Source organism: Lentzea fradiae, assembly GCF_900100955.1.
Classification (GTDB): domain Bacteria; phylum Actinomycetota; class Actinomycetes; order Mycobacteriales; family Pseudonocardiaceae; genus Lentzea; species Lentzea fradiae.
Window position 1 is genome coordinate 444,756 of sequence record NZ_FNCC01000004.1, and the last position, 21,088, is coordinate 465,843.

13 protein-coding genes are annotated in these 21,088 nt (G+C 70.0%); 9 read left to right on the top strand and 4 right to left on the bottom strand.

The features are described from left to right. Nucleotides 1–162 precede the first annotated feature (162 nt). The 3 genes from BLT23_RS11815 to BLT23_RS11825 all read left to right on the top strand — a co-directional run bounded on the left by BLT23_RS11815 (nt 163) and on the right by BLT23_RS11825 (nt 3,683). Nucleotides 163–1,719, top strand: coding sequence for a S8 family peptidase (locus BLT23_RS11815; protein ID WP_090048418.1), 1,557 nt, complete (start codon nt 163–165; stop codon nt 1,717–1,719). A 115-nt stretch (nt 1,720–1,834) separates the two neighbouring features. Further along, complete coding sequence (locus BLT23_RS11820) at nt 1,835–2,683, top strand: alpha/beta fold hydrolase (protein ID WP_090048420.1); 849 nt, start codon at nt 1,835–1,837, stop codon at nt 2,681–2,683. A gap of 91 nt (nt 2,684–2,774) precedes the next feature. Further along, a complete protein-coding gene (locus BLT23_RS11825) occupies nt 2,775–3,683 on the top strand; it encodes a cation diffusion facilitator family transporter (protein WP_090048422.1) in 909 nt (302 codons plus the stop codon). A 249-nt stretch (nt 3,684–3,932) separates the two neighbouring features. Here the strand turns inward: BLT23_RS11825 and BLT23_RS11830 are convergent, their stop codons facing one another. From BLT23_RS11830 to BLT23_RS11845, 4 genes are all read right to left on the bottom strand, one after another. Beyond that, on the bottom strand, nt 3,933–8,165 hold the full coding sequence (locus BLT23_RS11830; RefSeq protein WP_090048423.1) for a GH92 family glycosyl hydrolase: 4,233 nt from the start codon (nt 8,163–8,165) through the stop codon (nt 3,933–3,935). A 576-nt stretch (nt 8,166–8,741) separates the two neighbouring features. Further along, the gene (locus tag BLT23_RS11835) at nt 8,742–10,616 is read right to left on the bottom strand and encodes an acyl-CoA dehydrogenase family protein (RefSeq protein WP_090048425.1); all 1,875 of its coding nucleotides are present in this window, start codon (nt 10,614–10,616) and stop codon (nt 8,742–8,744) included. Nucleotides 10,617–10,742: 126 nt separating this feature from the next. Next, entirely contained in the window at nt 10,743–11,435 is a 693-nt protein-coding gene (locus BLT23_RS11840) for a DUF305 domain-containing protein (protein WP_090048426.1), read from the bottom strand. Continuing rightward, entirely contained in the window at nt 11,435–12,271 is an 837-nt protein-coding gene (locus BLT23_RS11845; protein WP_090048428.1) for a thioredoxin-like domain-containing protein, read from the bottom strand. The genes BLT23_RS11840 and BLT23_RS11845 overlap by 1 nt, the downstream gene beginning before the upstream one ends. A gap of 170 nt (nt 12,272–12,441) precedes the next feature. Here BLT23_RS11845 and argS point away from each other — a divergent pair, with 170 nt between their 5' ends. From argS to rho, 6 genes are all read left to right on the top strand, one after another. Beyond that, on the top strand, nt 12,442–14,070 hold the full coding sequence (argS, locus tag BLT23_RS11850; protein ID WP_090048614.1) for an arginine--tRNA ligase: 1,629 nt from the start codon (nt 12,442–12,444) through the stop codon (nt 14,068–14,070). Further along, nucleotides 14,070–15,488, top strand: coding sequence for a diaminopimelate decarboxylase (lysA, locus tag BLT23_RS11855; protein WP_090048616.1), 1,419 nt, complete (start codon nt 14,070–14,072; stop codon nt 15,486–15,488). The genes argS and lysA overlap by 1 nt, the downstream gene beginning before the upstream one ends. Before the next feature lie 3 nt (nt 15,489–15,491). Beyond that, nucleotides 15,492–16,808, top strand: coding sequence for a homoserine dehydrogenase (locus tag BLT23_RS11860; RefSeq protein ID WP_090048429.1), 1,317 nt, complete (start codon nt 15,492–15,494; stop codon nt 16,806–16,808). Beyond that, nucleotides 16,805–17,860, top strand: coding sequence for a threonine synthase (thrC, locus tag BLT23_RS11865; protein WP_090048431.1), 1,056 nt, complete (start codon nt 16,805–16,807; stop codon nt 17,858–17,860). Before BLT23_RS11860 ends, thrC begins: the two co-directional genes overlap by 4 nt. Next, nucleotides 17,857–18,702, top strand: coding sequence for a homoserine kinase (gene thrB / locus BLT23_RS11870; RefSeq protein WP_090048432.1), 846 nt, complete (start codon nt 17,857–17,859; stop codon nt 18,700–18,702). The genes thrC and thrB overlap by 4 nt, the downstream gene beginning before the upstream one ends. 321 nt (nt 18,703–19,023) lie before the next feature. Beyond that, nucleotides 19,024–21,015 (top strand): transcription termination factor Rho, encoded by a 1,992-nt coding sequence (gene rho, locus BLT23_RS11875; protein ID WP_090048434.1) that lies wholly within the window; start codon nt 19,024–19,026, stop codon nt 21,013–21,015. Nucleotides 21,016–21,088: the final 73 nt, after the last annotated feature.

A 21,088-nucleotide genomic window follows, 5' to 3' on the forward strand; every position in this document is an offset into this window, starting at 1 on the left:
GCGCACGCCGGAACCCGGTTTCGACCACCCCCTCTTGATCGCCCGGCGGCGCCCGCCGCGCCTGCGACGAACGGCCCGTCTCTCTTGGCTGGTTCCCTTGCGCGCACATGATCTCCGGAGAAGGTTGAAAGTGAAACCACCCCGGCTCCCCGAGGAGATCAGATGCCGAAGACCGCTTCGAAGAGACGTGTCAAGACGCTCGCCGTCGTCGCCGCGGTGGTGACGGCCGGGTTCGCGCCGGCAGCCCGGGCCGCGGAAGGTCAGATCCTGGCCGAAGGAGCGCCGGGGGCGATCGCGGGCAGCTACATCGTCGTGCTCAAGGACGCGCCCCTGTCGGCTCAGAGCGTCGCGGACCAGGTCAAAAGCCTCGCCGGGCGGTACGGCAGCGGGGTCGGCCACACGTACACCGCGGCGTTACGCGGCTTTTCCGGGACGATGAGCAGGCAGGCGGCGAAGCGGCTGGCCGCCGATCCCGCCGTCAGCCACGTGGTGCAGGACCGGACGGTCCGGCTGGCCGCCGACCAGGCCGATCCGCCGTCGTGGGGGTTGGACCGCGTCGACCAGCGTGCGCTTCCGCTCGACCGGAACTACTCGTACGTGGAAGGGGCGGGGGCGGTCACCGCATATGTGATCGACACCGGTATCCGCGCCACGCACAGTGACTTCGGTGGGCGTGTCACGTGGGGGATCAACACCACCGGGGACGGTGTCGACACCGACTGCAACGGACACGGCACGCACGTCGCCGGGACTCTCGGTGGTGCGGCTCACGGGGTGGCCAAGAACGTCAACCTCGTCGCGGTCAAGGTGCTCGACTGCTCCGGCACCGGCTCGTTCGCCGGGGTCACCGCGGGGATCGACTGGGTGACGCAGCACCACACCTCCGGGCCCGCCGTGGCCAACATGAGCTTGAGCGCCTCGGGGTCGGACGTGGCGTTGGAGAGGGCGCTGCAGAACTCGGTGGCCGACGGCGTCGCCTACGTCGTGGCGGCGGGCAACTCCAACGCGAACGCCTGTTTCGTCACGCCTGCCAAGCTTGCCGCGGCGATCACCGTCAACGCCTCCACGGACTCGGACGCGCGAGCCGCGTTCTCGAACTCCGGGCCCTGCACCGACATCTTCGCGCCCGGTCAGGCCATCACGTCCGCGTGGCACACGAGTGACACAGCGACCAACACGATCAACGGCACGTCGATGGCCGCTCCGCACGTGGCCGGTGCGGCGGCGTTGTTCCTGGCGCGGAACCCCGGTGCGTCGCCCGCGGTCGTGAAGGCGCGGCTCAAGGCGGAGGCCACGCCGAACAAGATCACCGGCATCGGTGTCGACACGCCGAACCTGTTGGTGCACACGGGTCCCGCGGTCAACCCGTTGCAGAACCCCTGCGCCGCGGCGACCAACTCGGCCGACTACCCGATCGGGGACGACGCGACCGCCTCCAGCCCGCTGGCGCTCACCGGCTGCACGGGCGTCGCCGGTGGGGCGGCCACGGTCGAGGTGCACATCGAGAACGGGTTCGCGTCCGACTGGGTGGTCGAGCTCATCAGTCCCGCCGGCACCGTCTACACGCTGCAGAACCGGACGGGCCTCGCGTGGGGCATCCACACCACCTACACCGTCAACCTCTCCGCCGAGCGGGTCGAGGGCACCTGGACCCTGCGGATCCGGGACCTGGTGCTCTGGTCGGTCGGCCGGATCGACAGCTGGACGCTGGACGTCTGACCTTGTCCCCCGGGAGAGCTACCGGGAAGTGTCCACTGCGCGGTGACGTTCCGGGCGGCGGAAATCCATAGCGTTTGCGGTGTCAGAAACGACACCGACTCGTCCGGGAGATCCGATGTTCCGCCACTTCAAGACGTCCGCCGCGCTCGCCCTGGTCGCCGCCGCGGCCACCGCCGGGGTCGCGGTCGCCGGTCCGTCCAAGCCGGACGTGCGGTCCGTCGAGGTCGGCGGGGGCAAGTCGGTCCACGTGTCGTGCTCGGGCGTGCAGAAGCGGGACAGGCCGGTCGTGGTCCTCATGGCCGGTCTCGGGGACGGCCTGGACGCGATGGCCGGGTTCCAGGAGACGCTGAGCCGGTCTGACCGGGTCTGCTCCTACGACCGGCTCGGTGAGGGTCGCAGCGACCAGCCGAACGGGCCGCAGAGCATGAAGAGCACCGGCGCGGTGCTGACGAAGGTCATCAAGAAGACGGCGGGCGGGCGGCCGGTCGTGCTCGTCGGGCACTCGCTCGGCGGGCTGATCGCCGCCCGGTACGCCCCGGAGCACCGGGACACCGTCAAGGGCGTCGTGCTGCTGGACGCCACGTCGCCCACGATGGTCGCCGACCTCAAGCGCTCCATCCCGGCGCACGCCACCGGTCCCGCTGCGGACGTCCGGGCGCAGTCGCTCGCCGTCTTCGCCGGGCAGAGCCCCGAGCGGCTCGTGGTCGAGGACGGGCCGGTGCGCTCGGCGGGCAGCATCCCCGTCGAGGTCGTCGAGCACGGTCAGCGCTACCTCGAGGCGCTCCCGCAGTACGGCCCCGCCCTGGAGAAGGCGTGGGCGGCCGGTCAGCGCTCGTGGCTCAAGCTGTCCTGGAACTCCTCGATCCGGACCGCGAAGGACGCGGGCCACTACGTCCACGTCGACGCGCCGCGGGTGGCCGTGGACGCCGTCCAGCGGGTGGTGGCCAAGGCTTCCCACCGGTGAGCGTCAGCAGAGCCGCCCGGTCTCCCAGAGGCCGGGCGGCTTCCGCGCGTGCCGAATTGCATTCATGCGCATGTCGCTATATGTTCCGGGCATGGGTCATGGCCACGGTCACGGGTCGGCGTCGGCGAGCGGGCGGCACGCCGGCAAGTTGTGGGTCGCGTTCGGCATCGGCGCCGTCTTCATGGTGGTCGAGTTCGTCGTCGGGTTCGCCACCTCGTCGCTCGCGCTGATCTCGGACGCCGCCCACATGCTCACCGACGTGCTCGGCGTCGGCATGGCGCTGGCGGCGATCATGGTCGCCAGACGGGCCAAGGCCGGGCGCAACCGCACGTTCGGCTTCTACCGGGCGGAGGTCCTCGCCGCGCTCGCCAACGCCGTGCTGCTGTTCGGCGTGGCCGGGTACGTGGTCTACGAGGCCGTCGGGCGCTTCCAGGACCCGCCGAGCGTGCCGGGGTGGCCCGTGCTGATCGCGGCGGCGCTCGGGCTCGGGGCCAACCTGGTCAGCTTCGCCGTGCTGCGCGACGGCGCCAAGGAGAGCATCAACGTCCGCGGCGCCTACCTGGAGGTGCTGGCCGACCTCGTCGGCTCGGTGGGCGTGCTCGTCTCCGCCGTCGTCACCATCACGACCGGGTGGAAGTACGCGGACCCGATCATGGGTGTGCTGATCGGCGTCTGGGTGCTGCCGCGGACGTACAGCCTCGCGAAGAACGCCCTGCACATCCTGTTCCAGCACGCCCCCGAGCGGCTGGACGTCACGGAGATGCAGAAGAGCCTCGCGCGGCTCCCCGGTGTCACCGAGGCCCACGACCTGCACGTGTGGACGCTCACCAGCGGCATGGAGGTGGCGTCCGCGCACCTCACGACCACCGCCGACGCCGACCACGAGAGCGTGCTCAAGGCCGCTCAGTCGCTGCTCGCGACCAAGTACCACATCGAGCACGCCACGTTGCAGGTCGAGGGCGGCTCGTCAGCGCAGAGGTGCCGGGAGCTTTCCTGGTGACGCCGGGAGGTCCCGCAGGCCGTCCTTCGTGGACGGGGCCCCTGTCCGTGACGGAATTGTCTCCGTGCGGGGCCGGGGGACCGGTACCCGGACACGGCCTCGTTCGAACGGAACCACAGCTGCCTCCCCGACACCGCACAACGAACGCCAAGATCCCATCGGAGTATGTCCGATTCGGATAGATCCTTTCAGGTGAATGAGAAAAGCCGCGTTCCGTGACGGAACGCGGCTTTCCACCTCAGTTGGGCATTACAGCCCAGCGCACTGTCCTGCCTTCGGACCCTTCACGTCGTTCGGGAAGCCGTTGCCGACCGGCGCCGGGTCGTTGCCGGTGCACGACAACGGTCCGCCGACCGACGAGAAGGCCACCACCGACCGCGTCTTGTTCGACGTCAGCGACACCGGGCCGCCGACCGACGTGTTCTCGAGCGCGACCTCCGTGACGGAACCGTTGACCGACACGGGGCCGTTCACGCGGGTGCCGACGAACACGACCGAGGCCGCGTCCGACGCCGTCACCGGGCCCCGGATCTCACCGCCGAAGACGTAGAGCGTGGCGCCGCGGGCGACGGTCACCGGACCGCTGATCGTCGCCCCGTCCACGTACGTCACGCCCTTGACCTGCATCGGGCCGTCCACCGCACCGGTCACCGTGGTGGTGGGCGCGGTCAGCGGCTTCGACAGCAGCTCGAACTCCGCCAGCGCGACGTCCTCGGAGAACTCCAGCCGGTAGAAGCTGTAGCGGCCCGGCGAGGCGATCTTGAACGACCGGGTGTACTGCTGCCACTGGAACTTCTCGCCGGAACGCTTGTCGACGGTCGCCCACGTCTTGCCGTCGTAGGAGCCCTTCAGCTCCCACGACGACGGCGAGGTGCCGGTCTTCGCGTTGGTCAGCGTGTAGAACTCCGCCTTCTCCTTGGCGTCGGCCGCCGTGAAGTCGAACGTGCGGACCGTCGCCGCGGTGGTGGAGTTGTTGTCCACCAGCGCCGCCGTCGAGACGCCCGTGGCGACGTCGCGCAACGGCGTCGGAACGGCGTCACCCTTGGTGATCGACTCCGGCACGTCGTCCTTGCCCGTGCCCCACTTCGACGGCTTCGGGCCCATGTCGAAGTCGATCGTGCCGCCGGCGGCGAGCACGTCGTGCGGCAGCGACGTCTTGTTCCACGGCTTGCCGTTGACCTTCACGCCCTGCACGTAGATGTTCTTCGTGCTGTTCTTGGGCGCGTTGATGACGAGCTTCTTGCCGTTCTCCAGCTTGACGGTCGCCTTGGTGAACAGCGGCGAGCCGATCGCGTAGGCGGGCTTGCCCATCTGCAGCGGGTAGAAGCCGAGCGCCGAGAACAGGTACCACGCCGACATCTCGCCGTTGTCCTCGTCGCCCGCGTAGCCCTGGCCCTCCTGCGAGCCGACGTAGAGCCGGGACAGGACCTCGCGCACCTTCTCCGCCGTCTTCGCGGGCTGGCCCGCGTAGTTGTACATGTAGGGGATGTGGTGCGACGGCTGGTTGGAGTGGCCGTACTGGCCCATCCGCACGTCCCGCGCCTCGACCATCTCGTGGATCACGCCGCCGTAGCCGCCGGGGAACTTCGCGGTCTCCGGCGTCGAGAAGAACGTGTCGAGCTTCTGCGCCAGCTTGTCCCGCCCGCCGTACAGGTTCGCGAGACCCTGCCCGTCGTGCGGCACCGTGAACGCCATGTTCCAGCCGTTCGTCTCGGTGTAGTCGTGGCGCCAGTCGCGCGGCTCGTACTTCGCCGGGTCCTGGACGCGCCACGAGCCGTCGACCTTGCGGCCCTGGAAGAAGCCGATCCGCTCGTCGAAGGTCAGCACGTAGTTCTGGGCGCGGTTGAGGAAGTACTCGTACTCCTCGGCGTACCGCTTCTCGCCCGTCCTCTCGTGCAGCGCCTTCGCCATCGACGCGATGCCGAAGTCGTTGAGGTAGCCCTCGATGGCCCACGACCACGCCTCGTCGAGCTGGTCGCTGCCGGTCCAGCCGAGGAAGATCGACCGGTCCATGCCCTTGCGGCCGACCGCCCTGTTCGGCGGCAGCACGGAGGCGTTCTTGACCGCGGCGTCGTAGGCGCTCTTGATGTCGAAGTTCGTGACGCCCTTGAGGTAGGCGTCGGCGAACGCGACGTCGGAGCTCGTGCCGGTCATCAGGTCCGCGTAGCCGGGGGAGGACCAGCGCGAGACCCAGCCGCCGTCGCGGTACTGCTCGACGAAGCCGTCGGCCAGCTCACCCGCCTTGGACGGGGTGAAGAAGCTGTAGGCGGGCCAGGTCGTGCGGTAGGTGTCCCAGAACCCGTTGTTGACGTAGATCTTGCCGTCCACGATCTTCGCACCGGTCCGCGTCGGCGTGTTCTGACCGGTCGCGGGCGACACCGGGGACGCGTACTGGTACTTGTCGCCGACCTTCTCGAAGCCCGAGTTCGGGTAGAGGTAGAGCCGGTACATGTTGGAGTACAGCGTGATCAGCTGGTCCTCGGTCGCACCCTCGACGGTGACGATGCCGAGGACGTCGTCCCACGCCGCCTGCGCGCGGTCGCGCACGGCCTCGAACGTGTCCGAGTCCCTGATCTCCTGCTCCAGGTTCGACTTCGCCTGGTCGACGGAGATCAGCGAGGTGGCGATGCGCAGCTGCACCGTCTTGTCCGCGAACGAGAAGTAGCCGCCGACGTTGTCCCGCCCGGCGCCGGTGAGCTTGCCGCTCGCCGTGACGGGCTTGTCGACCTTGCCGTAGACGAACATGCGGGTCGCGCCCGCCATGAGGTTGAAGTCGGAGTAGCCGGTGACGACACCGTTCGCCGGGTCGAGCGTGAGGCCGCCGTCGTTCTCGATGTTGTCGAAGACGACGTTCTTCTGGCCCTCGTCGTTGAACGTGAACCGGAACATCGCCGCGTGGTCCGTCGGCGCGATCTCGGTCTTCATGCCGTTCTCGAACGTCACGCCGTAGTAGTGCGCCTTCGCGACCTCGTTGTCGTGGCGGAACGTGAGCCCGCGCAGCGCGCGGTCCTGGGTGGGCGCCTTGTCGGAGGGCATCACCTGGAACGTCTGCCGGTCGGTCATCCACGGGCTCGGCTCGTGGGAGGCCGTGAACGCCTGCAACGACGGCAGGTTCTGGTCGTTGTTGTACTGCTGGTAGGCGTACAGCCACCGGTTCGTGCCCGCGTTCGTCATCGGGCTCCAGAAGTTGAAGCCGTGCGGCACCGCGGTGGCCGGGAAGTTGTTGCCGCGCGAGAACGAGCCGTTCGAGTTCGTGCCGCGGGTGGTCAGCACGTAGTCCGAGGGCTTGGCGTACTGCTTCTTCACCGGCGCGTCGGTGATCTTGAGGTCGTCGAGCCAGCCGCCGAACTCCGTCGGGCCCTTCGGCCCGTCGTAGGCGACGAGGATCCGCTTGATCGTCTTGCCGGCCGCGACGGCGCCGATCGTGGACGCCACCTTGTTCCACTGGCCCGCGTACAGGAACTTGCCAGCGCCCTGGCCCTGCGGCGACAGCACCGCGCCGTGCTGGTCGACGGCCTTGAGGTCGCTCAGGTAGGTGCCGTCGGAGAACGCGAGGTCGACCGACACGTACGTGCTCGGGTAGCCGAAGTTGTCGTCGACCCAGTTCGGGAAGATCATGTACGACAGCTCGGTCGAGCGCTTGACCGGGACGTCGACCTCGAAGACCTTGTTGTAGCTGTAGGCGCGGCCTTCGGCGGTGTGCCTGCCCTGGTAGCGGAACGCCCGCACGCCGGTCCAGCCCACGCGGGACTTGGCCGTGTAGCCGCCCGTGGGGCCGTTGCCGACGACGCTGCGCATAGTGGGCGGCGGCGGGGTGTCGCTGCCGTCGGAGAGCTGGACCTCGGCGAGCTGGATGACGCCGGACGCGCCGTTGTTGCGCGTGATGTCGAGCTTGTAGTGCGTGTACGCGCCGGGGTTCGCGATGTCGAACACCCTGGTCTGGAACGGCTCGTCGGTGAACGAGAAGCCGGTGCGGGTGTCGACCACGGTCCAGTCGGTGCCGTTGGTGGACCCTTGCAGCGTCCAGTCACGCGGGTTGCGCGTGGGTTCGTCGTTGGCGGACGTCAAGGCGTACTTCCTGATCGTCTGCTCCGCGCCGAAGCGGAACGACGCCCACGCCTGGTTGGTGAAGACCAGCCACTTGGTCGTGACGCTGCCGTCGACGAGGTTCTCCTTGACCTCGTTCGCCTCGGGGAACTCGCCGCTGGCCTTGACCTCCAGGACCTGGTCGGCGACGTTGCCGGGGATCCCCGACCCGTCCGAGCCGAGCACACCCGACGTCTTCGGGTTGCCCGAGGCGTCGGTCTCGACCGTGTTCGCCCACGAGGGCAGTGCCTGTCCGTCCTCAAAGGACGTCGAAAAGCCCACGCCTTGCTCCTCTGGTGCGGCGGCCGCGTGGCCGTTGGTGACGCCGCCCACCAGTGTCGCAGTGATCGCAACGCTCAACAGAGCCCTGGTTCGTCTCTTCACCAGTTGCCTCATTGCAACCCTTCCGCCGCCGAGCCTCACCCTTCGTGCTCGGAGCGTTTCGACACGTGACATCGTTGTCAAGAGAGGGGCCGCGAATTGTCTGCCAACCTGTCCTTTTCCACAGTTGCCCGTAGTGGACCAGACCAAGATCGAGAGAATCGCCAGGTGAACGGCTGCGAGCCGGCCGCGACGTACGCCGGTGCGGTGCCGGCCGAACTTGCCGGGCCGGGTGGCCGGCGGCCGGGAAGGCGCGCCCGAGAGTCCACTTAGGACGTCTACAGTGGACAGTTGGCGCGCCGGTCGGCCACTTCCGGGCCTCGGAGTGGCCTGCGACACAGTGCTCTAAGTTACTCTCTGAGAGTAGTCAGATGACCCCTACCTGGTAGTTCACTCGTATGTCGTAACAGTTAACGGTGTTTTGTGGCTTAGCGTTACGACACCTCCTCCTGGAGGGTGTGTCCTTCCGTTGCAGGGAGTCGGTAGGGGGATGCGGGGGACGTAGCCCCCTACCGGCCGATGCACTGGGCAGGTGCCGCGCCCGCACCACCATCAGCCTGCCCAGTGCAGCAACGGGGGCCACGCACGCCGCTAACGCGGTGTCCGGCGGTGGACGTTCTCCGCCGTCGACGCGCGGTGAGCCGAGTCCGCGATCCACCTCCCGGGGATGGACGTGTCGACGACGCCCTCCTCCAGCCACGTGAAGCGTCCGGCGAGGACCTGCCCGGCCAGCGCCAGGTCGCTGTCGTCGGTGTTCGTCCACAGCTTCTCGAAGAGCTCGTCGACCCGCACCCGCGCCTGCTCGGCGAACGCGCCGGCCAGCAGCCGGGAGCCGGGGTTGTCGTCCTGGGCCGCCCGGACGCACGTGGCGCTGATCGCGAACAGCTCGGCGCCGATGTCGACGATCCGGCTGAGGAACCGCTGCTTGCGCTCCATCTTCCCCTGCCACCGCGACATCGCGTAGAACGTCTGCCGCGCGAGCTTGCGCGCGGACCGCTCGACGAACCGCAGGTGCTTGGCGAGCGGCCCGAACTCCGCGTACCCGGCCGGGCTCTGGCCCTTGCCGACGACGAGCGTGGGGAACCACTTCGCGTAGAACCCGCCTGCCCGCGCCGCGGCCTTCACCTTGGCCTGCCGGTCGGCATCGGGGTCGATGATGTCGCCCGCCACGCTGAGGTGCGCGTCGACGGCCTCGCGCGCGATCAGCAGGTGCATGATCTCGGTGGAGCCCTCGAAGATGCGGTTGATCCGCAGGTCGCGCAGCACCTGCTCGGCCGCGATGCCGCGTTCGCCGCGCGCCGCCTGGCTCTCGGCGGTCTCGTAGCCGCGCCCGCCGCGGATCTGCACCAGCTCGTCGGCCACCAGCCAGGCTTTCTCGCTCGCCCAGAGCTTCGCGAGCGCGGCCTCGATGCGGATGTCGTGGCTGCCCGCGTCGGCCAGCTCCGAGCTCAGGTCCAGCACGGCCTCCAGCGCGTAGGCGGTCGCCGCGATGAAGGCGACCTTGCCCGCGACGGCCTCGTGCCTGCCCACCGGCAGCCCCCACTGGACGCGTTCGCCGCTCCACTCGCGGGCGATCTTGAGGCACCACTTGGCGCTGCCCGCGCAGAGGGCGGGCAGGCTCAGCCTGCCGGTGTTCAGGGTGGCCAGCGCGATCTTGAGACCGGCGCCCTCCTTGCCGATCACGTTCTTCTTCGGGACCCTGACCCGGTGGAACCGCGTGACGCCGTTCTCCAGGCCGCGCAGGCCCATGAACGCGTTGCGGTTCTCGACCGTGATGCCCTCCGCGTCCGCCTCCACGACGAACGCCGTGATGCCGCGGCCGGGCACCTGGGCCATCACGACGAGCAGGTCCGCCACGACGCCGTTGGTGGTCCACAGCTTCACGCCGTCGAGGACGTAGTCGTCGCCGTCGGGGGTGGCGGTGGTGCCGAGCCGCGCCGGGTCGGAGCCCACGTCCGGCTCGGTCAGCAGGAACGCGGTGATCTCGCCCGCGGCGCAGCGGGGGAGGAACTCCCGCTTCTGCTCGTCGCTGCCGAACATCGCGACCGGCTGCGGCACGCCGATGGACTGGTGCGCGGAGAGCATGGCGCCGACCGCCGGGCTCGCGCTGCCGAGGAGCATCAGCGCCTTGTTGTAGTAGACCTGGGTGAGGCCGATGCCGCCGTACTCGGGCTTGATCTTCATGCCGAACGCGCCGAGGTCCTTCAGTCCCGTGAGGACGTCGTCGGGGATGCGCGCGTCGCGTTCGATGACGGCGTTGTCGATCCTGGTCTCGGCGAACTCGCGCAGCTTCGCGAGGAACGCCTCGCCCCGGTCGCGGTCCTCGGCGCTGCCGGTGGGGTGCGGGTGGACGAGGTCCAGGCGGAAGTGGCCGAGGAAGAGCTCCTTGCCGAAGCTCGGCCGTTGCCAGCGGGTCTCCCGTGCTTGTTCGGCGACCTGCCGGGCCGCGCGCTCGTCGACGGACATGGTTACCTCCGAGTAGGGGTGTGACCCACGTTACTCAGGGGTAGGCGGTTGTCCACCGCTCACGGGCACGGGTGGCCGAAAGGGCCGCCCCCGCTGGGAACGGCCCTCGCGCCAGGACGGCACCGGCTACGGCAGCGGGGCGGCTCCGCGCTTCGCCAGGTAGTCCTTCATCAGCTCGGTCTCCGAGCTCTGGGACTTCAGCATGTTCTCGGCGAGCGTCCGGATGAACGGCTGGCTCGCCCGCGTCGAGGCGTACTCGGCCATCGGGGCCCCGCCCACGTGGTGGCGCAGCATGAGCTGCAGGAAGTACACGTCGAGGTCGCGGCCGGGCGGCATCGTGCGGAGCTTGGTGAGCTCGTCGGTGACCGCCATGCCGGGCATCAGGGGCTTGCCTGCCTCCGGGGTCGTGGCGCCGTGCCCGTGCACGCCCGAATCGTTCATCCACGACATGTAGACGCCGGAGAGGTTCTGCTCGTGCTCGTTCCACATCATCAGCCAGCCCTTCATGCGGCCGATCTGCTCCAGCTGGGTGGAGGCGATGTCGAACGCGAGCTGGCGGACCTCCGGATCGGTGGAGCGGTCCCGCGCGATGTTGGCCATCTGGACGCCCTGCAGGTGGTGCTGGGACATGTCCTGGCAGAACCCGACGTCCACGGAACCGGAGGGCGGTACCGCGGACATCGAGGTGGAGCCGGGGAGCTTTACGAGCAGGCCCACCGCGGCGCCGAGGAGCAGGACGGCCAGCACGGCGGCGCCGATGACGAGGACGCGGGCGGCTCCGGAGGGCCGCCCGGTCGTCTCGCCGGTGGGAGAGGCCATCAGCTCGACGGGGGCGTCGAGACCGACTCGGACGCGGGCGGCGTGCTCATGTCCGGCTGTTGCGGCGCCTGCTCCTCGGTCACGGACTCCTGCTTGCCACCGTCCATCGGGACGGCGTCGGGGCCCGGCGCCTCGGCCACGAACGGGGCCGGGTTCGACAGGAACGCCGTGTTCTCACACGTCGCGCCGACCTCGGGGTAGGTGTTCGGGTTGCGCAGCAGCGACGAGATGAACTGGTCGATGCGCTCGTCGTCGGCGTTGTCCAGCTTCAGCTGGTGGCCCCAGGACTGCAGCGAGACCGGCTTGTCGAGACCGGGGAACGGCGACAGCATCATGTACGGGATGCCCTCGACCCTGCTCTTGAGCTTGGCCAGGGCGTCGTCCTTGACCTGGTCGGGGTTGTACGCGATCCAGACGGCGCCGTGCTCCAGGCCGTGGACCATGTTCTCCGTGCGGACGGCCTGGTCGTAGACGACACCCGTGCAGTCGGCCCACTGGGCGTCGTGCGGGCCGCCGAACGCGGGCGTCTGGTCGTAGGCGACGCGCTGGTTCGGCTCGACGTGGCGGGAACCCTCGTAGGTCTTGGTGACGATGCCCGCGAGCGCCAGCGACGGGTCCTTGTTCTCGTCGGAGGGCTTCCACTTGGCCAGCGCGGCCTCCTTGGCGTTGTTCTCCTGGATCTGCGTGAACGCGTATCCGAAAACACCGCCCGCGAGGCCCAGCACGGCGATCACCGCGATGATCGTGCCCCACGGCTTGGGCTTGCTGCCCACCACCGAGGAACGGGCCGCGGCCACGCTGTTGCGCGTCGCCTTAGTCTTCTTGCCGCTTACCATGTCCGCCTCAGATGTCGTCCCGGGTCAACCGGCGTCAGTGTAGGGACACCATGTCTGGTCGCTGTCAGCACAGGGCGATACCACGTGCGCGTTAACACTTGCCGTCTCACCCTCCGAGACCCGGTAACCCGGTCGAGACCTGCGACAACGCTTCTCTAGACTCAGTGGTCGTGACCCCTGAAGCGCTCGCCGACCTGGTTCGGACCACGGTTGCCCGGCTGCTGGCCGACCGGCGTCTGGACACCTCGCTCACCCCCGAGCGGGTGACGGTGGAGCGCCCGAGAAACCCCGGGCACGGCGACTACGCCACGAACGTGGCCCTGCAGCTCGCGAAGAAGGCCGGCGCGCAGCCCCGCGAGTTCGCCACCTGGCTCGCCGAGGCCCTGCAGGCCCAGGACGCCATCGCGAAGGCCGAGGTGGCGGGGCCGGGCTTCCTCAACCTCACGATCGCCACCGAGGCGCGGGGAGCGATCGTCCGCGCGGCGCTCGCCGACGGCTACGGCACCGGCACCGAGCTGGCCGGGCAGAGGATCAACCTGGAGTTCGTCTCGGCGAACCCGACCGGCCCCATCCACCTGGGCGGCGCGCGCTGGGCGGCCGTGGGCGACGCGCTCGGCCGGGTCCTGGCGGCCCGCGGCGCCGAGGTCACCCGCGAGTACTACTTCAACGACGCCGGCGCTCAGATCGACAGGTTCGTCCGGTCGCTGATCGCCGCCGCGAAGGGCGAGCCCGCCCCCGAGGACGGCTACTCGGGCACCTACGTGAGCGACATCGCGGCGGAGGTGCTGCGCCGCGAACCGGGCGCGCTCTCCGACCCCGAGACCGTCCGCAGGGTCGGCGTCGGGCTGATGTTCGACGAGATCAAGCGCACCCTGCACGACTTCGGCACCGACTTCGACGTCTACTTCCACGAGGACTCGCTGCACACCGGCGGCCGGGTGGACGAGGCCGTCGCGAAGCTCAAGGCCAACGGCTCGCTGTACGAGAAGGACGGCGCCTGGTGGCTGCGGTCCACCGACTTCGGCGACGACAAGGACCGCGTCGTCATCAAGAGCGACGGTGACCCGGCCTACATCGCGGGCGACATCGCCTACCTCGTCGACAAGCGCGGCCGCGGCTTCGACCTGTGCATCTACATGCTCGGGGCCGACCACCACGGCTACGTGGCGCGGCTGAAGGCCGCTGCCGCCGCCCTGGGCGACGACCCGGCGTGCGTCGAGGTGCTCATCGGCCAGCTCGTCAACCTCGTGAGCGAGGGCCAGCCGGTGCGCATGAGCAAGCGCGCGGGCACCGTCATCACGATGGAGGACCTGGTCGACGCCGTCGGCGTGGACGCGGCGCGCTACGCGATGGCCCGGTCGTCGGTCGACTCGTCCCTGGACATCGACCTCGACCTGCTGCGCAAGCACAACAACGAGAACCCGGTCTACTACGTCCAGTACGCGCACGCGCGCACTGCGTCGATCCAGCGCAACGCCGCAGACCTCGGCATCACCCCCGGTGAGGACTTCGCGCTGCTCACCCACGAGCGCGAGGGCGACCTCATCCGCACCATCGGCGAGTTCCCGCGAGTGGTGGCCACCGCCGCCGAGCTGCGTGAACCTCACCGCGTCGCCCGCTTCCTCGAGGAGCTCGCGGGCACGTACCACCGCTTCCAGCAGGACTGCCGCGTCCTCCCGCGCGGCGATGAGGAGACGACTCCGTTGCACCAGGTCAGGCTTCAGCTCGTGAACGCCACGAGGCGTGTCTTCGCCGCAGGTCTCGGCCTGCTCGGCGTGAGCGCCCCGGAGCGCATGTGATGCGCGCGCACCCGGCCGGACCCCGGCACGCCGACGTCGTGGTCCCCGGCAACACCGCCGGTGACCGCCCCTCCACCGCCGACCAGCTCGACCACCTCGACCCGCACGTGTGGCCCCGCAACGCCCGGCGCGCCGAGTCCGGTGCCGTCGAACTGGCCGGTGTGGACGTTCGCGCGCTCGCCGAGCAGTACGGCACCCCGTTGTTCGTCATGGACGAGCAGGACTTCCGCGCACGTTGCCGCGAGCACGCGGAGGCGTTCGGCGACCCGGCGCTCGTGCACTACGCGTCGAAGGCGTTCCTGAGCGTGCAGATCGCGAAGTGGGTGGCCGAAGAGGGCCTCTCGATCGACGTCTGCAGCGGCGGCGAGCTGGCCGTCGCGCTGCGCGCCGACTTCCCCGCCGAGCGGATCGCGTTGCACGGCAACAACAAGAGCGTGGCCGAGCTGACCGCCGCCGTCGAGGCGGGCGTCGGCGGGATCGTCGTCGACTCGTTCCTGGAGATCGCGCGCCTCGACCAGATCGCGCGCGACCGCGGTGTCGTGCAGCCGGTCCTGATCCGCGTCACGGTCGGCGTCGAGGCGCACACGCACGAGTTCATCGCGACCGCGCACGAGGACCAGAAGTTCGGCTTCTCGCTGTCCTCCGGTGACGCGGCCGAGGCCGTGCGCCGCGTGCTCAAGGCGAGCGGCCTCGAACTGGCCGGTCTGCACAGCCACATCGGCTCGCAGATCTTCGACGCCTCCGGCTTCGAGGTCGCGGCCCGCAGGGTCATCGGCCTGCTCGCGGACATCCGCTCCGAGCACGGCGGCATCGACTCGCTCACCACCGTCGACCTCGGCGGCGGTCTCGGCATCGCGTACACGCCGGACGACGACCCGCCCCCGCCCGCCGAGCTGGCGCGGCAGCTGCACAACATCGTGCAGAAGGAGTGCGAGCACAACGGGCTGGGCATGCCCCGCATCGCGGTCGAGCCCGGCCGCGCGATCGTCGGCCCCGGCACGGTCACCGTGTACGAGGTCGGCACCATCAAGGACATCGAGCTCGACGGCGGCGCGCGGCGCCGGTACGTCAGCGTCGACGGCGGCATGAGCGACAACATCCGCACGGCGCTCTACGACGCGGTCTACGACTGCAAGCTCGTCTCACGGGCCGCGGAGCCCGAGTCGCGGGCTGTGCTGTGCCGCGTGGTCGGCAAGCACTGCGAGTCCGGCGACATCGTGGTGCGCGACTGCTGGCTGCCCGACGACCTCGCGCCGGGCGACCTGGTGGCGGTCGCTGCGACCGGGGCCTACTGCTACTCGATGGCGAGCGGGTACAACCGACTTCCGAGGCCCGCGCTCGCCGCGGTGACCGACGGTGAGGCGCGGCTCCTGCTGCGCCGCGAGACCGAGGACGACCTGTTCCGTCTGGAGGTATAGGCAGTGTCAGTCAAAGAGACGGGCCCCGGGAAGCCCATCCGTGTCGCCCTGCTCGGGTGCGGCACGGTGGGAACGGAGGTAGTCCGGCTGCTGACGGACCAGGCCGAGGACCTCACCCAGCGCATCGGCGCGCCGGTTGAGCTCGCGGGCATCGCCGTGCGCAGGCCGAACAAGCACCGCGAGGTGCCGGAGCACCTGCTGACCACGGACGCCTCGGCACTGGTGAAGTCGGACGACGTGGACGTCGTCGTCGAGGTCATCGGCGGCATCGACCCGACGCGCGGCCTGCTGCTGGAGGCCCTGCGCAACGGCAAGTCCGTCGTGACGGCCAACAAGGCGCTGCTCGCCGAGCACGGTTCCGACCTGTTCGAGGCGGCCGACGCGTCCGGCGCGGACCTCTACTTCGAGGCCGCCGTCGCCGGCGCGATCCCGTTGCTGCGCCCGCTGCGGGAGTCCCTCGCGGGCGACCGCATCACGCGCGTCATGGGCATCGTGAACGGCACGACGAACTTCGTGCTGTCCGCGATGGACGCCACCGGCGCCGGCTACGCCGAGACGCTGGAGGAGGCGTCGCGCCTCGGGTACGCGGAGGCCGACCCGACCGCCGACGTCGACGGGTTCGACGCGGCGTCGAAGGCCGCGATCCTCGCGTCGCTGGCGTTCCACACCCGCGTGACGGCCTCGGACGTGCACCGCGAGGGCATCCGCGCGGTGTCCGCCGCCGACGTCGCCGCGGCCAAGGGCCTCGGGCGCACGGTGAAGCTGCTCGCGATCTGCGAGCGCGTCACGAGCCCGTCCGGCCAAGAGTCAGTCGCCGTTCGAGTCCACCCGGCCATGATCCCCAGGACGCACCCGCTGGCGAGCGTCAACGGTGCGTTCAACGCGGTGTTCGTCGAGGCAGACGCGGCGGGGGAGATGATGTTCTACGGGCAGGGCGCCGGTGGCGCCCCGACGGCGAGCGCTGTGCTCGGCGACCTGGTCGCCGTGGCGCGCAACAAGGTCGCGAGCGGACGCGGTCCGCGCGAGTCGGCCTACGCGGCGCTTCCCGTGCAGCCCATGGGGAACACGCCCACGAGGTACCACATCAGCCTCGACGTGGCGGACAAGGCGGGTGTCCTGTCGCAGGTCGCAGCCGTGTTCGCCGAACACGACGTCAGCATCGCCGCGGTGCGCCAGGAAGGCCGCACCGAGGACGCGAGCCTGGTGATCGTGACGCACGCGGCGACCGACGCCGCACTGCGGTCCACTGTGGACAAGATCGGCGGCCTGCCCGTGGTGCGGGAGGTCGTGAGCGTGATGAGGGTGGAGGGCGAGGAATGAACGCCGCTGCGAGAGCCGGCTGGCCCGGGCTCATCAACGCTTACCGGGACCGCATCGAGATCCCGGCGGGCGCGGAGGTCGTGACGCTGCACGAGGGCGGCACGCCGCTGGTGCACGCCAAGCGCCTGTCCGAGGCGACCGGGTGCGACGTGCACGTGAAGGTCGAGGGCGCGAACCCGACCGGCTCGTTCAAGGACCGCGGCATGACCGTGGCCATGACGTACGCGCTCGCCTCCGGCCTCAAGGCCGTGATCTGCGCCTCCACCGGCAACACGTCGGCCTCCGCCGCGGCCTACGCGGCCAAGGCGGGCCTGACGGCGGCCGTGCTGGTGCCCAGCGGCAAGATCGCGATGGGCAAGCTCGCGCAGGCCGTCATGCACGGCGCGAAGATCCTGCAGATCGACGGCAACTTCGACGACTGCCTGGAGCTCGCCTCCAAGACCGCCGCCGAGTACCCGGTCACGCTCGTGAACTCGGTCAACCCGGTGCGGCTCGTCGGCCAGCAGACCGCCGCGTGGGAGGTCTGCGACGTGCTCGGCCGCGCGCCGGACGTGCACTGCCTGCCGGTCGGCAACGCGGGCAACATCACCGCGTACTGGAAGGGCTACACGTCCTACGACCAGGGCCTGCCCCGGATGTTCGGCTTCCAGGCCGCGGGGGCCGCGCCGCTGGTCAGCGGGCAGCCGGTGCCGAACCCGGAGACCATCGCCACCGCGATCCGCATCGGCTCGCCGGCGTCGTGGACGGGCGCGGTCAACGCGCGCGACGAGTCCGGCGGTCTCATCGACGCCGTGACCGACGAGCAGATCCTGGCCGCCTACCGGCTGCTGGCGTCGTCGGAGGGCATCTTCGTCGAGCCCGCGTCCGCCGCGTCCATCGCCGGTCTGCTGATGGCCGCCGAGGACGGCAGGCTGCCGAAGGGCTCCACTGTCGTGTGCACCGTCACCGGCCACGGCCTGAAGGACCCGGACACGGCGCTGCTCGGCACGACCGAGGTCGAGCCGGTCCCGGTCGACCCCGGTGCCGTCGCGCACGCGCTGGAGCTGGCGTGAGGTTCCTCGTCTCCGTCCCCGCGTCGACCGCGAACCTCGGTTCGGGGTTCGACGCGCTGGGCATGGCGCTCGGCATGTACGACGACGTGGAGGTCGCCACCGCGGACGGCCTCTCGGTCGTCGTCGACGGCGCCGGTTCGGGTGAGGTCCCGCTCGACGAGAGCCACCTCGTCGTGCGGGCCGTGCGGGCCGCCGGGTACACCGGCGGCCTCGCGCTGCGCTGCCGCAACACCATTCCGCACGCACGGGGACTGGGCTCGTCGGCCGCCGCGATCGTGGCGGGTGTCGCAGCGGGATTCACCCTGACGGGTCGCGAGCTGGACGCGGACGCGTTGCAGATCGCGGCCGAGTTCGAAGGTCACGCGGACAACGTCGCCGCCTCCCTGTTCGGGGGTGTCGTCGTCGCGTGGTCGGAAGGTGAGCGTTATCGCAGTGTCCGGATGGACGCGGACGCACGCGTGCGTCCGGTCGTGCTGATCCCCGCGCAGGAGTCGTCCACCAAGACGACGCGCGGCCTGCTTCCGGCCGAGGTGCCGCACGCCGACGCGGCGCACGCCGCCGGCCGGGCCGCCCTCGCCGTGCACGCGCTGACGTCCGATCCTTCCGTTCTCCTTGCGGCTACTGAGGATCGCCTCCACCAGAACTACCGCGAGCCCGCGTGGCCCGACACCGTCCGAGTGATCAACGATCTCCGCAAGCTCGGAGTTCCCGCCTGCGTGTCCGGAGCGGGACCCACCGTGATCGCGTTCGGGGGCCTCCCGCCCGAGGTCGACGTGCACGGCTTCGACGTGCGGAGACTCGACGTCGACCGGTCCGGCGTGCGCGTTCGTCCATTGGACTGACACGCCCGACCCCGGTTGTTGCATGGTGGACAAGCGACGTCTACCCTCGGGGGCGATCAGTCACCGCGCGCACGGGCGCCGGTGTCGCGCCCGGACACTCGTTCCGGGTCGCAATCCTTTTGTGTTCCGGCTCTGTGCCGTGCGGGCGGGGCGGACGCAAAAGAGGCACCCGATCGCCGTGTGACCTGAGAAAAGTCCCGTGCTTGCCGGAAGCGGTGTGTGCTTCCGTCTTCATCGGACTGACCGTCGTTCCCCAGTTGACGTGGGAAGGCGGGTCCGCTGGGCCGCGTAGGAGGCGGGGCCTGGTCAGGAAGGACATGTGTGAGCAACACCGATTTGCTGAGCAGCGAAGTCGCAGCTGCGTCAGGTTCTGGAGCCGAGGAGACCGCTCTGTCCACCCCTTCGAACGGCACGACGCCGCGCAGGCGCGCGGGTCTGTCCGGCATGGTCCTCGCTGAGCTCCGCGAGCTCGCCGGCCAACTGGGCATCACCGGAACCGCAGGTCTGCGCAAGGGCGACCTCATCGCGGCCATCAAGGAGAAGCAGGGCTCCGGCGCCCCCGCGAAAGCGGAGAAGCCCGCGAAGGCCCCCAAGGCCGCCGCGAAGGCCGAGGCCCCCGCCGAGCAGCCCGCGGTCGCCAAGACGGTCGAGCAGCCCGCCGAGAAGCCTGTTCAGCAGCAGCTCGACGTGGCCGAGAAGCCCGCCGCCGCTGCCCCCGCCGAGACCGGCACCTCCGGTGAGGAGGGCGGCCGCCGGGGCAACCGGCGCCGTCGTTCCGGCCGTGGTGGCGGCAACGCGGAGGCGGGCGAGGGCCAGCAGCCCGAGCAGCGTTCCGAGCGGCAGGAACGCTCCGAGCGGCAGGAACGCTCCGAGCGGTCCGACCGCGCCGAGCGTTCCGACCGTCCGGAGCGTTCCGAGCGGTCCGACCGGGGCGAGCGCTCCGAGCGGTCCGACCGGGGTGAGCGTTCCGACCGCGGTGACCGCGGCGAGCGTTCCGACCGCGGGGAGCGGGGCGGCCGTGACCGCAACCGCGACCGCGGCGACCGCCAGGGCGGTAACCAGCAGGACGACGACGGTGACGGCCGTCGTGGCCGCTTCCGCGACCGCCGCCGCCGTGGTGGCCGCGGTGAGGGCGGCGAGCGTCCCGACCGCGAGACCGAGGTGCGCGACGACGACGTCCTGCTCCCGGTGGCGGGCATCCTCGACGTGCTGGAGAACTACGCGTTCGTCCGCACGTCGGGCTACCTGGCCGGCTCGAACGACGTCTACGTGTCGCTGTCGCTGGTCCGCAAGTACGGCCTGCGCCGCGGTGACGCCATCACGGGCGCCGTCCGCCAGCCGCGCGAGGGCGAGCAGCAGCGCCAGAAGTTCAACCCGCTGGTCCGCGTCGACAAGATCAACGGCCTGGACCCGGACGAGGCGCGCAACCGCCCGGACTTCACGAAGCTGACGCCGCTCTACCCGAACGAGCGCCTGCGCCTGGAGACCGAGCCGCACATCCTCACCACCCGCGTCATCGACCTGGTGATGCCGATCGGCAAGGGCCAGCGCGCCCTGATCGTGTCGCCGCCGAAGGCGGGCAAGACCTCGGTGCTGCAGTCGATCGCCAACGCGATCACGAAGAACAACCCCGAGTGCCACCTGATGGTCGTGCTCGTGGACGAGCGCCCGGAAGAGGTCACCGACATGCAGCGCTCGGTGAAGGGCGAGGTCATCGCCTCGACCTTCGACCGGCCGCCGTCGGACCACACGACCATCTCCGAGCTCGCCATCGAGCGGGCGAAGCGCCTGGTCGAGATGGGTCACGACGTGGTCGTGCTGCTCGACTCGATCACGCGTCTGGGTCGTGCGTACAACCTGGCGGCACCGGCGTCGGGCCGCATCCTGTCCGGTGGTGTCGACTCGACGGCGCTGTACCCGCCGAAGCGCTTCCTGGGTGCCGCGCGCAACATCGAGGGCGGCGGTTCGCTGACCGTCATCGCGACGGCGCTGGTCGAGACTGGCTCCGCGGGTGACTCGGTGATCTTCGAGGAGTTCAAGGGCACCGGCAACGCCGAGCTCAAGCTCGACCGCAAGATCGCCGACAAGCGGACCTTCCCGGCCGTGGACGTCGACTCGTCGGGCACGCGCAAGGAAGAGTTGCTGCTGTCGCCGGACGAGATGGCCGTGACGCACAAGCTGCGCCGCGTCCTGCACGCCCTCGACGGTCAGCAGGCCATCGACCTGCTGCTCGACCGCCTGCGCAAGTCCCGCACCAACATCGAGTTCCTGATGCAGGTCGCGAAGACCACGCCGGGCGCAGAGCAGGACTGAGCGCGTTTCACGTGAAATTGCCCCCGCCGCAGGTCGGCGGGGGCTTTTTCGTGCCGTTCACTCGAATGCCGGG